Origin of the sequence: Candidatus Mycobacterium methanotrophicum, from assembly GCF_023515995.1 — a bacterium.
In the GTDB taxonomy this organism is placed as follows: Bacteria; Actinomycetota; Actinomycetes; order Mycobacteriales; family Mycobacteriaceae; genus Mycobacterium; species Mycobacterium methanotrophicum.
Genome location: NZ_CP097320.1, coordinates 4382384 through 4394749 on the forward strand (window position 1 = coordinate 4382384; position 12366 = coordinate 4394749).

Consider the following 12366-nt stretch of genomic DNA (forward strand, 5'->3'; position numbering starts at 1 on the left):
GCGACCGCCACGCCGCCGCCAACCGCCACCTGTTCAACAAACTCCTTGGACAACTCCAGCGCTGCCTGCAAGAAGGCCAGCTATTCGACGGCGCCAAGGCATTTTCCATGCCGCTACGTGAGGAGGCGTAGACGTCAGCCGGATCCAGAATGACGATGCGAACACAATCTGATCACCCGCCGCCGCGAATACCTCTGAGCCGCTTGCAATGCCGCGCGCGGTGGCACATCAAAACATGGACAACAAATACGAGGACTGATCAATAATCCCCGTCAAAAACTGGTCGCTCATGACCTGTAAATCCGGCGCGGTCACTCCAAATTCAGCCGCACTCAGGCCAGTGCCGTCTGTGATCGCAGAAACCAACGCAGTGTTGGCGCTGAGCAAACCTTCGCTCGCTTGAAGCCAGCTCTGATCAAGATCGGTGAACAACGGGGTGAGGAGGTTCGCGACCTCTCCGTTGTCGTAGGACAGGATGCTAGTCTCCGCCACGCCTACCCCCGTCAAGGCGTTCACGTCGATGCTGCCCGTGTCAGCGACGTTCACTTGATACAGCACGAGATTGGGCAGGTCGGTGGCGGGAACACCATCAAACACTTGCTCCGCGCCGGTGAAGTTGGTGGCCGCTTGACCCAACAAGTCGGCAATGCTGCCGTCATCGGCCCTGGCGTCGGGCGCAGCACCTGTCCCAATCACTGCGGCAGCGGCAATGGCCCCGCCAGCTAAAGCAATACCGGCGACCCACCGGCGGGTTCCGTGTGAAGAGCTGAGCTTACTGGTCACTGACACTCCTATTTGTGTGCCGCCGTCGAACCGAGGATCGCGCCTGGTTGCTGAGATTTCCCTTAGCTTGGGCTGAGGCCGCCAGAAGTCTATCTTTCCAGCCCGTGCCATCGACCGGGGTGTTAGCACTTACAGCAACTCTCAAGCAAAATGGTACCCAGCTCACGGCAAGAGGCATTATCGGTGGCGTTAGCAAGTAGCTGACAAACCTCCACGGCGACGCACAGGCGACCGCCATGGTCCCTCTGCTTCTGGCCGGTCCGCCACTCGCGCCCTTCGCGCCAAAACAGCCGTGCGGTAGCCGCCCGGGCACTTCGTACGGATCGCGCGGATCGGGTCGAACGAGTCGTGATAGGTCTTGCCGGTGTACACATGATCGCGCACCGGCGTGGCGCTGTCCGGCGTAAGCAGCGCCTGCGCATGTGAGAGGCCCTCGACGTCGGCCGGCACGGCAATGCCGAGGAGGCTCAGCAGGGTGGGAAGCAAATCGACGCCGCTGAACAGATCGTCGTAAACCCTTGGTGCCACTGCAGCTTTAGTCGGCGGACGAATGATCATTGCGATACCCGTTCCGGCGTTGTACAGCGTCGATTTCGCTCGAGGAAACGCCGAGCCATGGTCGGTGAAGAAGACCACCCATGTGTTGGTGTCGAGTCCAGTGGCCGAGAGGGCATCGAGTACCCGGCCGACAGCGGCGTCGGCGGTTGAAATCGCGCCGTAGAAGTCGGCCAGATCCTGGCGGACCTCAGGGGTGTCGGGCAGGTAGTTAGGCGGATTGACGGCAGCGGCGTCGGCCGGCTGATAGCGATCCGGCAGGAAAGGCCGGTGGGTCTCGAAAAAGCCGACCGTCAACAGAACCGGTTGACGGGTGCCATGGTCATGGAGCCATTGCTCAGTCCGTTCCACCACATACTCGCAGTAGGAGTTTGACACGTCGAACTCGTCAAAACCCAGTCGCGAGGGGTAGGCCGTTTCATGCTGCATTCCGAAAAGAACAGAATGCCAGCCAGACTCGGACACGATATGCGGCAGCGTACGGACATCCGAGCGGTATTCCCAGCCGTGGTGCGCTAGGCCGATCAGTCCGTTGCTCTGTGGATAGCGCCCGGTGAACAGCGATCCCCGCGAAGGCGAACACAGCGGGGCGGTGGCGTGCGCTCTGGTGAACAGGATGCCCTCGCCGGCCAGTTGGTCCAGTCGCGGGCTCGAAACATCGGTGTGACCGTAAACGCCGAGATACCGGCCCAGATCATGCCAATGAACCAGCAAGACATTGTCACGGCGCTGGTTTGTTGCCTCGTGGTCGCCGATTACTGTCACCTCCTCGGCTTGGCGGACTTCGTCGAGGTTATCGGCAGCAGTGCTGTCGTGGTTACGGCGGGGCCAGCCGACGACACCCTCCCGCTAGCGACTTACCAATGTGGGGGCGGATATCCCCCAGGGCCGGCCGGGCCCTGTTGCGGCGGCGGCTGGCCGCATGGCCATTGCCCCCCGCCCTGAATTCCGGCGGGCGCAGCGCCTCCGGCCAACTGTGGCGCCATGCCCAACGCCATTCGGAATGCCGGGATCAACATGAGACCACCGGCAGCCGCGATCACAAATCCCGCAATCAGGTCGTAGGTGATGCGACCCGTGGCGCCGAATCGGGCTTCGCAACCGATCGATAGCATCAGCATGACGATTCCTGCGCCGAGGATGAGAAATTGTCCCATCTGCCTTCTGAGGAAAAGCATTACCGCCCCGGCGGCGGCGGCGAGGCCGGCCGTGACGATCAGGAACAAGCACGTCACCAAAGCCGGTGGCACGCTGGGCAGCACATTTTCGATCTGCTGCCGGCACAGGGTGGAGTACTCGCCGCCGAACCGTTTGCAGATATCCGTTGCCCGATTGACCGCGCTGCTCAGGTTTATCCATAGCGTCAAGGTGAGGATCGCGCCGAGCAGTCCGAGCAATCCGATGGCGGCAAAAGTGACCCAGCTGATGGTCTGCTGGGAAGTTGGTGCGGCACTGGGCGCGCCGTGGCTCGCCCAGGCCAGTTGCTGACCGAAACCCGGTTGGGGATAGCCAGGGGCAGCAGGAGGCGTCGCGGCGTGGCCGGGGTAGGGCGGTTGCAGCCCGTAGCTGCCGGGAGTCGGCTGGCCCGGCTGCATGCGCTCCGGAGGATCGTTCGGCGAACTGCCCCAGTGCGGGGGGAAACCGGGCGGAGGAGTTGACACTCCGGCATCGTAACCGCGATCAGGAAGCGGTAGGCGGCGGCTGAGCGATCCGGCGGAGTTTGCGAATGGCAAGCGCATCCGCAACGTCGGTCCAGGGCGGTGAAGCGACCGAGCTGTGGGCCCATACCGACTCGGCGCCGGAGTTCGGCCACAAAGCCGGTCCGACCAGCGCTGACCTGCGCAAACTCAAGGTTCGGCTGCTCACGCTGCGCGCGATGCCGTCAAGCCGCTCATCGCGCAACTGGCGACGAGCTGACACCCGGCTCTTTGCTCCAGCCGTTCTCCGAGACGAATTCCGCGAGCGGCCGGGCCGATGCCCAGCCATCCAATTCCAGCGAGGGTCGATCCGGGAACGCGGGTACCGGGCCAACGCACAGAATCGCCACCGGTTCGGCATCCGGGGGCATGGCCAGCAAGGCCGCCAGCCTCGGCGGATCGAACAACGAGACCCACCCCATCCCCAGGCCTTCGGAGCGTGCTGCTAGCCAAAGGTTTTGGATCGCGCAGGACACCGACGCCAGATCCATCTGCGGCATGGTGCGACGGCCGAAGACGTAGCTGTCTCTGCCGTCGCACAGCGCGACCACCAGCAGTTGGGCGCAATCGAGGATGCCTTCGACCTTCAGCGCCAAAAACTCCTGCGCCCGTTGGCCCAGCGCGTCAGCGGTCAGCAGCCGCTCCTCGTCCACCAGAGCGTGGATGCGTCGTCGTAGCGACTCGTCGGTGATCCGGATGAACCGCCACGGCTGCATCAGGCCGACATTCGGCGCAGCATGCGCGGCCTGGAGCACGCGCGCCATGACTTCCTCCGGCACGGTGCTGCCGGGCACGAACCGGCGCATGTCTCGTCGTTCGGCGATCACGCGGTACACCGCTTGCCGCTCCTGCGGAGAAAACGCGTGATCGCCCACCTAGCCATCGTAGAAACCGTCGTGTACGAAGCTGCGGACCGATGCAACGTGTCTGCCAGACTGGTCCGATGAAAATTCCAGAATCACTTGAGGAATTGCCGACCACGGGGATTTCAGCTACATCGAGAATTACGCGCACCGGCCGTTACTGGATCTGCCTTGGGATATCGAAGCGAGCCCGTCTGGACATGCCGTCGCACCGCTCGTCAAGCGTCCGCGACCGGAACGCGAACTTTATGATCTGCGTACAGACCCCGCGGAGGCCGACAACCTGCTAGCCACCGACAGCACTAAGGCAGACGATGCGATCGCCGCCGATCTTGCTCTACGGCTGCATGACTGGCGGCAGCAAACCGGCGACGTCATTCCGTCGGATTTCGCCGGTAGCAGGATAGCGGCACGTTATATCGAAACGTATTTACACATCCATGAAAAGACTTTGACCAGCCGGTCGGCGATCGCCACCGACCGTGGTATCGAGGACCGGGTCAAACACGCCGAGCAATAGTTTGCGTTCAGCGCGAACGTAATCCATGTTGCTATCCCACGGTGAGGTGCAGTTAAGCTCAGCCGATGCCCGAGCGTCCGACGTCGTATCTCGTGCTCGCTTCGCAGCGCTGCGGCAGCACGTTGCTGGTCGAGTCGTTGCGCGCAACCGGCAGCGCCGGTGCGCCACAGCACCGGATAGGCAACATCAATCGGATCGCGATGTGCTCTTCGGCCAACCAGTTATGCCAGCCTTCCTGCTGTTCGCGCATTATCGTGACGACCTGGGCGATGGCGCCGGCGTGGTATTTGGCCCGTGAGTCGCGGTCGGGGTCGGGGCGGCCCCGCCACACTCGCGTCTGCACCGCCCGCCAGAACGACACCGCCTGTGACACCACGTCCGGCCGGTAAACGTGCACATACACCGGTTCGCTTCCGATCACGTCTCGAATCGCTGCCCGCAGAGTGTCACCGGTGCGATCGGGTAATCCGGCAGCGCGCTGCATTAGCAGCGGTGTCTGGTTCCACATCAGTTTGCCGCCCCAGATGCCGTTGGGTGTCCGGCCGGCGCTGCGGATGTGTTCGCGCCAGGCGGCGGACGAAGCGGTGTCCGGGGTGCCTGGCTGCAGCGGATCGAGCAGCCGCAGAATTGTCTCGTCCTCGACGCCGGCGAACCACTCTCGCGGCTGGGGCGCCACGCCGGTCGTCGGCAGGTACTGAAAGAATTCTTGTGGCGCAACCTGACCACGATCGTCGCCACGGTGCTAGAGGCCGTCGGCCAGGATCCGCGGCTGGCTCCCGTGCCGGTGCTGGAACGCCAAGCCGACCAGCGCTCCGACGAGTGGGTGGATCGCTACCGCGTCGATGCGCAGCGATTGGGATTGCCGCAGTAGCCCACACCTCACCGGCCTACCTGTGCGACGGCGAAGACCCGCCGGAACGGGAAGAACGTCGTCCCGTCGTGCCGCGGCGGACAGGCGTCGGTGAGCGGCGGGATGAGCTCCTCGCAAAACTGTTGGTACTCCTGCTCGTTGAGCCGTTCACGCACCGGAAGCAGCGCGGTGCCGCCGATCCAATCCAAGACGGATTCTCGCCGGCCAGCTGGTGGATATGGGTGGTTTCCCAGGCGTCGACGGTGCATCCGGCGTCGATCAGCAGCGCCGCATAGTGCGCCGGCGAGTCGACCACGTTCCCCACTCGAAACTGAGTGTCGCGCCGCGTCTTTGCGTATGGCGCGCGACGCGCCACCGCGCGCACCGGGGAATGCGAGGGGCTTTCGACGTTGCCCGGCATCTGAATTGCGATCCACGCTCCGGCACCCAGTTGCTGGGCCCACCGGACCATCAGCTCGTCGCGTTCGGGGAGCCAATGCAGCGCGGCGTTGCTCAGCACCACATCGGTATCGGGTTGAGGTGTCCAGCTCCTCAGGTCTCCAACCGTCGCTTCCACACCACGCTCTCGCGCGGCTGTCAGTGGGCTGCCCAGTTCGCGCTGTCGACTCCGGATTGTCTCGCCACCGCGACGTTTTATCCCGAACCGGGGGCCGCAGCATACGTCGAGGCGGCGATTGGTGACAGGACCCAAATCTTCAAAGCACACGTCCAGGTAGGTCGCTACGACCCGAATCATCCCCTGCTCGAACACGTCTGGGGAGCAATCGGAGACGCTCGAATCCCCGTGGTTGTTCACTGTGGCTCCGGACCCGCTCCCGGTGAGCACACCGGACCCGAACCGATACGTCGGCTGCTGCATCGCTATCCGCGGTTGCGGCTGATAGTCGCACACCTGGGCATGCCCGAGTACGCCGACTTTCTCGACATCTGCGAGCACTCGGCCGATGTCCGGCTGGACACCACCATGGCGTTCACACCATTTGTCGACGAAATGATGCCGTTTCCTCGTCGGAGCTGAATCGGCTGCGGCAACTCGGCGATCGCATTCTGTTCGGCAGCGATTTCCCCAACATTCCGTACAGCTATGTCGATGCCCTGCGCGCGCTCACCCGTCTGCCCGGCATCGACGACGATTGGCTGCGCAGGGTGTTCTACGAAAACTCCGCCGCCCTGTCTAGCTGAGCGATGGCGCTGGGCCAGCGCACCCGGGTCAACAGCAGGGCTTCGGGGACCGCGACGTGACCGTCGAGCTGCTGAGTCGACGGCGGGTGCAACGCCGTTAATGCCGGCCGGTGGTTACCGGAATGCGAGATCAGCCCGGGCAATGGTCCGCCCGCAGCGGGCGGAGTATCGGTATGGAATGCGCACGCGACGGCCAGCGTCTGCCGGTCGCCCGCACCGCTGATCTCCAACGCCGTCCATGTTTCGCGGACGGGGTATGACCAGATCGCGGCGAGAGTATTCGGCAACGCGGTGTCGGCCTTAACTTGATAGGCCGCAACATAATCCGCGTTTCCCCGCCGGATCCCACGCCAGGTTTCGCGGGTGCGCCGACCGTAGAGTGCCGGGATGTCTTCGGGGTCGGCGATGCCGGCCGTCCACCCGTTTTCGCGGAGGTGGTCGGCGAGCCGGCGCGCTGCAATCTCGGCGGTCTCGTGCAGCGGAATCTGCGGCGAACGGGCCTGCAGCGCCGCGAGGTTGTCCGCGGCCGAGAAGGTCAGCCCGATCCACGTTTCCCGTTGCGGCACACCGGCGTCGGATGTGGTGTCGCGGCTGGTGACCCGGATGGCGTCCGCGCTCAGACCGTAGCGGTCGGTGTAGCTGGCGATTAGCGGCAGCGGCAGCGCATCGGGACCCGACACCGGCGGGCCGACGCGCAGCAGCACGGTGGCCCGCACGTCGGTGCCGGATCCAACGGCCGGGTGCGCACCACGTTTGGGACGGCGCATCGCCAACCGGCGACGCACAATCGTCGTCACCGCCAGCCCACGCCACCGAGCCAGCAGCGAGACCACCACGACGAGGGCGATTCCGAGCACCCAACGCTCGCGCGCCGAGTGCCAGGGAAAGCCCATGGCCGCGGCCACAACGGCCAAGGCCACCAACGTGATCCGTCCCGTAGGTGGTGCTATGGATTGATGTGGGCTCACTGAGTGGGCTCCTTTCGTCGGCGTGCGGCGATCGCGGCGGCAGCTGCGACGGCCAACATAAGGGCCCCGGTCCCGGTGAACGCGACGATCCGCGGCACCGGGCTTTTCGGTGCCGGTTCCGGCGGCGCGGCAACGCGTTTCACCGGCGCCTTGTCGTGGTTGGTGGCGGCGGGCAGCTCCCAGGTCAGGGCGGCAACCGGGTCCAGGGTGCCGGCGCCGACAACGTTGGACGGCACGCGGGCCCCGTTGTGTGCCGTCGCGGTGATGCGGTGAATCACCTGTGACGCGTTCAAATCTGGATACTTGCTGCGAACCAGCGCCGCGACACCGGACACGTAACCGGCGGCGTAGCCGGTGCTGCTGAGCGGAGCCAGCTGGTGGTGGTCATTGGGCAGGCCGTTGGCAAGACCGCCGTCGCCGCGGTTGCTCACCGACACGATCTTCTCGCCGGGCGCGGCGATCCCCACCCAGGGGCCGGCCATTGTGAATTTCGACGGCTGGTCTTCAGGTGTCAGCGACGCCACCGACAGCACGTACGGCTGCCACCAGGACGGCACCGACACCGACGTGGCACCCGCCCAGTTGCGGGGATCGTCGGGACGGCCCAAGTCGGTCAGCGGGTTCGATTCGCATGACGCACCGGCGAAACCCGAACCACCCGAACCACCCGAACCACTATTGCCGGCGGCAGCCACGATCACCGCGTCCTTGGCTACCGCCGCATACCGGATTGCCGCACCCAGCTCGGCCTGATCGACGTTGCGGCCAGCGGGCAGGCAGGTGATCGCCGAGATGTTGATCACCCGCGCGCCCAGGTCGGCCGCGTGCACAATCGCTCGGCCCAGTGCGACCACATCGACGGCCGCGCGTGCCAGCGCCGGGTCGCCGCCGGGAGTTCGCGGTGAGAACTTCGCAGACGTCACCCGCAACGACAGCAGGCGCGCCGCGGGTGCGATTCCGGCGAAACCGTCGTCGCCGGGCTGCCCGGCGATCAGCCCTGCGACCAGGGTGCCGTGCCCATCACAGTCGGTGAGGCCGTCGGTGGTTTCCACGTAATCGCCACCGGGTTGCACGCCTGGCAGCCTCGGCCCCGGCCGCACCCCGGTGTCCAGAACCGCCACCAACTGGCCTTCGCCGCGGGAAACGCGCCACGCCGCAGCGGGATCCATCATCCGCTGGTTGGGCGTGGCCGCGCCCGGATCAGTACCCGGGATGACACCGGAGCTACTGCAGTCACCGGTCTTCTCCATCGGCTGCACCGGACCGGGGGCGCCGTTCGGTGGTTTAGCGCCCGGATCGACCTGCGGTTGGTTGATCGCCAGGGCCGGCGGGCAGACCAACAGGGCAGCAGCCAAAGCCGCTGCGAGGCAGCTGCATCGCAGCCGAGCGCGGGCAGAGATCATCGATTGAGCACCCAGCTGAACAGGCCGACCAGGTAGGCGATGACTGGGATCAGCGACGCGTCGATTCCGGACGCGACGAAGCCCAACAGCCGACGGACCGGCAGCGAATAGCTGTCCGGGGACGCGATTGGCGGATTCAGCGCAACCACCACCCAGGCCGACACCAGCGCCACGAGAACTATCACCGCGCCGAGCGCGGCCAGGTAGTGTGCGGTCGCGGTGTAGAACACCGCTAACGCCACACTCACCAGATATGGCTGGGCCAGCAGCCAGGCTTTGCACGCAGCCGAATCCCATACCCGGGCCCGCAGCGCAGCTGCCGCCGCGGTCGCGGCGGGGACATACCAGCCCCAGGCAGACAGCGTTTGCGGGTGCAATGCAATCGCCACCGACCCGACCGTGCTGACCAGCACGGCCCCCGCGATGAACCCGACTTGGTGTGCGTCGCCGATCCGTACCCGTCGCGGCAGATCCTGCAGCACCCGCAGCGACGGCGCCGAGGGGGTCGGATCCCCGGGAGCCGGAATGACCGGCAGCGGGAATCGCGCCCACAGGGCGGATAGTTGGGCGGCCTCAACTGTGGCCAGCAGCGCCACCACGATCAGCACGCAGCCCATGCTCACCAGCGGCAGCTGCCACAACGATTCGGCGCCGGCGGCCACCAGCATGCCAAAGCCGAGCAGGGCCGTCGCGGTGAAAACCGCGATAGCTTTTCCGTTTTCGCGCTGAGGAAGGATCAGGTTGATCAGCGACCAGGCGGTCACCCCGGCAGCGCCCAGCGTCACCTGCGCCGCGCCGAAGCTGCCCGGCACCGCCAACGCCAACGCCGCGGCGATCGGCACCAACGCGGCCACCGACAAGATCGCGCCCGCCCGCGGCGAACGGGATAGCAAGCCGCCCAGCGCGGCCAGCACCGCGATCACGGCGACCGCGATCAGCCCGGCCGCTGCGCCGGTGACCACTCGGTGAGTAACGGCCAGTCCGGTTGCCGTCCAGACTGATCCAACGGCGGCAGCCAGTGCGGCGCGCTGGATGTGGCTGATGCCCCAGGGCCTCAGCCGGGCTGTGGAGAAGATCACGGCCGCGTCGGCGATGTCCTCGACGATGCCGGGCGCGGCCGGCCCGGCGGGGATCGGCTGCAACGCCAGCAGATCACCGTCGACAACACCGACGGTGTCCAAACTGGCGTCCAGGCTGAACGGCGCCCCGCCGATCGGAGCAAGGCTGAGCCGAGCGGGCGTGAGTGAGCCATTGTCGGCGCCGTCCACGTCACCGTCTTGGACGGCAGGAACCACTAAACGTTTTACCGCCGGCAGGATTTCGCGTAGCGGCAACTCTGCAGGCAGCGCTGTCTCGGTCAGCCGACTGTCAGCAAGGATGGCGACGCGCACGACCGGCATCACAGCGCTGGACATCACCGGCTGCTCCGGCTTTGGGAGTCCGCTTGATAGGACATGGCTTCTCTTTCTCTTCGTGGACAGCGGTAGTTCTTGAACCGCTCAGTCGGCTCTTTAACTGGACTGGGTGGAGAAGTCTCGGGACACCGGGTTACCCGGGAACCATTCGCCACCCGGCAATTCCGCGGTGAGCTGCTCGACCGCTATGGCGATTGCGAACGGTGTTCCGGGGCGAAACGTCGATATCCATTCGCCGTCGAAGCCCCGCGAGGGGCTGACCAGTATTCTGCCCTCGGTGGTGTCGACGATGCTCACCCCGACCTCGGTGCTGGCCTGCCGCCCGTCGCGGCGAGCGCCCGCGACGATCTCGACGTAGCTGCGCGGACCGGTGAACACCGACTCGACCACGGGCCGCGCCGATCGCGGGATACCCAGGTAGTCAACGACTTCGGTCAGCGGCGCGCCGTTGCGCAGCCGCTCGTCGGCCCGTGCGCCCACCCGGGCGGGCAGGCTGAATTCATCGAATTGCGCCGGCGGGCGTTGGGTCAACCCGACACCCAACACCGGCGCCAGCGCGCGAGCATCGTGGATGTTCATCGCGGTAAATGTCACCAGTTGCGCATTGCGCAGCGCCACCACCGTTTTAGCGGTTCCATCGCCGCGCCGCGCGATGATCCCGCGCAGCAGGTCGTCGGCACCGGATGCTGCCCCCGAGCCTACATAGCGCAGGTCCAGCCAGCGGTGCGGGAAGCACACCTGCCGGATCCAGTCAGCGACCGCCGGGTTGACCCCACCGCTCGCGGACATCATGCCCATTCGGGTCAACTCGGCAGCCTGCCGATCGAGGAACGCGCCCCGCTCAGCAGCATCGGTGTAAGGCGTGGTGATCGCCAGAACCCATGGGAACGTTCCCGCCCCAACGGTTTCGGCGATAAACCAGGTCTGGTCGACGGTGAGCTCGACGGCGTTAGGTTGAGCAGCCATCTACTAGCCGCCCCATTTGGCGGCTTCGGCTTGGTCGCGGGCCAGCATCGAGGTGGTGTTGTTCTCATGCGTGCCGGCCATCGCGCGATAGGCCAGCACCAACTGCTCCATGGCCTGATTCCACTGGCTCTGCCACGCCTGATAGCTCATCCCGGTATCACCCTGCCAGCCCGCCGACAACGCCGCCTGCTCACTGGCGATATCAGCACCCAAACTCTGCAACGTGCCCGCATAACCGGCCATATCGGCCGCATGGGCCAGCATCGCCGGATAGTTGTACATAATTTGCGACATCACAAAACCTTTCGTCTAAGGCCGAGTCGAATCAGAAGCCCGGGTAACTGCCGGCCGCAGCCGAATCGGCGGCCACATACGTGCCCGCGGCATCCCCAATGTTGGCCTGAGCGATATCCAGCAAGCTGTTGATCTTGGCCGCCGCTGCCACAAATCGGGCATGGGCAGCCTGAAACGCCGCCGCCGACTCCCCGGCGTGAAAGGCCTGCGCCGACAACGCCTCCTGCTCCGCCTGACCGATCGTCGAGCGCATCAACCCGGCCTTGGCGCCAAACGCCGACTGCGAAGCCACCAACTGCGGAATGTGAGCATCCAACATACTCATGGCAAAAATCCTTTCTCTAATCGATTACTGTCGTACACAAGCACACTCAGCTCTGTTCCTCCTCCCCTCCGCGGTGTCGGGATCTCACGTTCCCGGTGCCATCGGCATACTCGGTCCCAGCGGCCGCCAACAGCCACCCGGGGCCAGGCCGCCACTGAGCAGTGCTGAACGCGCCTCAAGCGGCGAAGCCGTCCACACCGGCGCGGTCATCGTCAGCTGCCGGCACCCAGATACGACGACGCAGCGGCCGCATCACCAAGGGCGTAACTCACGCCGGACTCGCCGACACCGACCCCGGCACGGCCGAGCTCTTCCACACCTTCGGCTGCCACCGCGGTGTGCTCGGCGCCCTGCGCGCTCAACGCCGCCGCGGTTTGCAGCGACACCGGATCAGCCGCCGACGGGACCACGGCCGTGATCAACGGTGCCGCGTCCGCATGCGCGGCGGCCAGGCGGGCGGTGATCGCTTCCACCGCGGCGCTGGCGGAGGCCAAACCCTCCGGGACGACTCGCAGCGTCATAGC

10 protein-coding genes and 7 pseudogenes are annotated in these 12366 nt (G+C 65.6%); 4 read left to right on the forward strand and 13 right to left on the reverse strand.

Annotated elements, in window-relative coordinates:
* Positions 1-228: 228 nt before the first annotated feature.
* The 4 genes and pseudogenes from M5I08_RS22950 to bluB form a co-directional block, all read right to left on the reverse strand.
* Entirely contained in the window at positions 229-783 is a 555-nt protein-coding gene (locus tag M5I08_RS22950) for a hypothetical protein (RefSeq protein WP_219066009.1), read from the reverse strand.
* A gap of 312 nt (positions 784-1095) precedes the next feature.
* Positions 1096-2094: pseudogene (locus tag M5I08_RS22955) on the reverse strand (sulfatase family protein); the annotation flags it as partial.
* A gap of 101 nt (positions 2095-2195) precedes the next feature.
* Positions 2196-2999 (reverse strand): hypothetical protein, encoded by an 804-nt coding sequence (locus tag M5I08_RS22960; RefSeq protein WP_219066010.1) that lies wholly within the window; start codon positions 2997-2999, stop codon positions 2196-2198.
* Positions 3000-3229: 230 nt separating this feature from the next.
* The gene (gene bluB / locus M5I08_RS22965; RefSeq protein ID WP_249763436.1) at positions 3230-3841 is read right to left on the reverse strand and encodes a 5,6-dimethylbenzimidazole synthase; all 612 of its coding nucleotides are present in this window, start codon (positions 3839-3841) and stop codon (positions 3230-3232) included.
* Positions 3842-4019: 178 nt separating this feature from the next.
* Between bluB and M5I08_RS22970 the strand changes: the two are divergent.
* Positions 4020-4418: pseudogene (locus M5I08_RS22970) on the forward strand (sulfatase); the annotation flags it as partial.
* 65 nt (positions 4419-4483) lie between these two features.
* Positions 4484-4588 (forward strand): annotated as a pseudogene (locus M5I08_RS22975) (Stf0 family sulfotransferase); the annotation flags it as partial.
* Here the strand turns inward: M5I08_RS22975 and M5I08_RS22980 are convergent.
* A pseudogene (locus tag M5I08_RS22980) lies at positions 4573-5130 on the reverse strand (Stf0 family sulfotransferase); the annotation flags it as partial. The pseudogenes M5I08_RS22975 and M5I08_RS22980 sit on opposite strands and share 16 nt — an antisense overlap.
* Between M5I08_RS22980 and M5I08_RS22985 the strand changes: the two are divergent.
* Positions 5125-5289, forward strand: a pseudogene (locus M5I08_RS22985) (Stf0 family sulfotransferase); the annotation flags it as partial. The pseudogenes M5I08_RS22980 and M5I08_RS22985 sit on opposite strands and share 6 nt — an antisense overlap.
* A gap of 8 nt (positions 5290-5297) precedes the next feature.
* Here the strand turns inward: M5I08_RS22985 and M5I08_RS22990 are convergent.
* A pseudogene (locus M5I08_RS22990) lies at positions 5298-5863 on the reverse strand (class I SAM-dependent methyltransferase); the annotation flags it as partial.
* 3 nt (positions 5864-5866) lie between these two features.
* Between M5I08_RS22990 and M5I08_RS22995 the strand changes: the two are divergent.
* A pseudogene (locus tag M5I08_RS22995) lies at positions 5867-6471 on the forward strand (amidohydrolase family protein); the annotation flags it as partial.
* Here M5I08_RS22995 and eccE read toward each other — a convergent pair.
* The 7 genes from eccE to M5I08_RS23030 form a co-directional block, all read right to left on the reverse strand.
* On the reverse strand, positions 6441-7439 hold the full coding sequence (gene eccE / locus M5I08_RS23000) for a type VII secretion protein EccE (RefSeq protein ID WP_219066015.1): 999 nt from the start codon (positions 7437-7439) through the stop codon (positions 6441-6443). The pseudogene M5I08_RS22995 and the gene eccE overlap by 31 nt on opposite strands.
* Complete coding sequence (gene mycP, locus M5I08_RS23005) at positions 7436-8842, reverse strand: type VII secretion-associated serine protease mycosin (protein ID WP_219066017.1); 1407 nt, start codon at positions 8840-8842, stop codon at positions 7436-7438. The genes eccE and mycP overlap by 4 nt, the downstream gene beginning before the upstream one ends.
* Complete coding sequence (gene eccD / locus M5I08_RS23010; RefSeq protein ID WP_219066018.1) at positions 8839-10257, reverse strand: type VII secretion integral membrane protein EccD; 1419 nt, start codon at positions 10255-10257, stop codon at positions 8839-8841. Before eccD ends, mycP begins: the two co-directional genes overlap by 4 nt.
* Positions 10258-10353: 96 nt before the next feature.
* Positions 10354-11223, reverse strand: coding sequence for an ESX secretion-associated protein EspG (locus M5I08_RS23015; protein ID WP_219066020.1), 870 nt, complete (start codon positions 11221-11223; stop codon positions 10354-10356).
* Between the two features lie 3 nt (positions 11224-11226).
* The gene (locus M5I08_RS23020; RefSeq protein WP_219066022.1) at positions 11227-11517 is read right to left on the reverse strand and encodes a WXG100 family type VII secretion target; all 291 of its coding nucleotides are present in this window, start codon (positions 11515-11517) and stop codon (positions 11227-11229) included.
* Between the two features lie 31 nt (positions 11518-11548).
* The gene (locus tag M5I08_RS23025; protein ID WP_219066024.1) at positions 11549-11842 is read right to left on the reverse strand and encodes a WXG100 family type VII secretion target; all 294 of its coding nucleotides are present in this window, start codon (positions 11840-11842) and stop codon (positions 11549-11551) included.
* A 212-nt stretch (positions 11843-12054) separates the two neighbouring features.
* Entirely contained in the window at positions 12055-12363 is a 309-nt protein-coding gene (locus M5I08_RS23030; protein ID WP_219066025.1) for a PE family protein, read from the reverse strand.
* Positions 12364-12366: the final 3 nt, after the last annotated feature.

What these genes read in the sequence shown, in the direction of transcription:
- mycP (WP_219066017.1), bottom strand. Translation starts at nt 8,842, where the DNA reads ATGATCTCTGCCCGCGCTCGGCTGCGATGCAGCTGCCTCGCAGCGGCT.
- M5I08_RS23015 (WP_219066020.1), bottom strand. Translation starts at nt 11,223, where the DNA reads ATGGCTGCTCAACCTAACGCCGTCGAGCTCACCGTCGACCAGACCTGG.
- M5I08_RS23020 (WP_219066022.1), bottom strand. Translation starts at nt 11,517, where the DNA reads ATGTCGCAAATTATGTACAACTATCCGGCGATGCTGGCCCATGCGGCC.
- M5I08_RS23025 (WP_219066024.1), bottom strand. Translation starts at nt 11,842, where the DNA reads ATGAGTATGTTGGATGCTCACATTCCGCAGTTGGTGGCTTCGCAGTCG.
- M5I08_RS23030 (WP_219066025.1), bottom strand. Translation starts at nt 12,363, where the DNA reads ATGACGCTGCGAGTCGTCCCGGAGGGTTTGGCCTCCGCCAGCGCCGCG.
- bluB (WP_249763436.1), bottom strand. Translation starts at nt 3,841, where the DNA reads ATGCGCCGGTTCGTGCCCGGCAGCACCGTGCCGGAGGAAGTCATGGCG.
- eccD (WP_219066018.1), bottom strand. Translation starts at nt 10,257, where the DNA reads ATGTCCAGCGCTGTGATGCCGGTCGTGCGCGTCGCCATCCTTGCTGAC.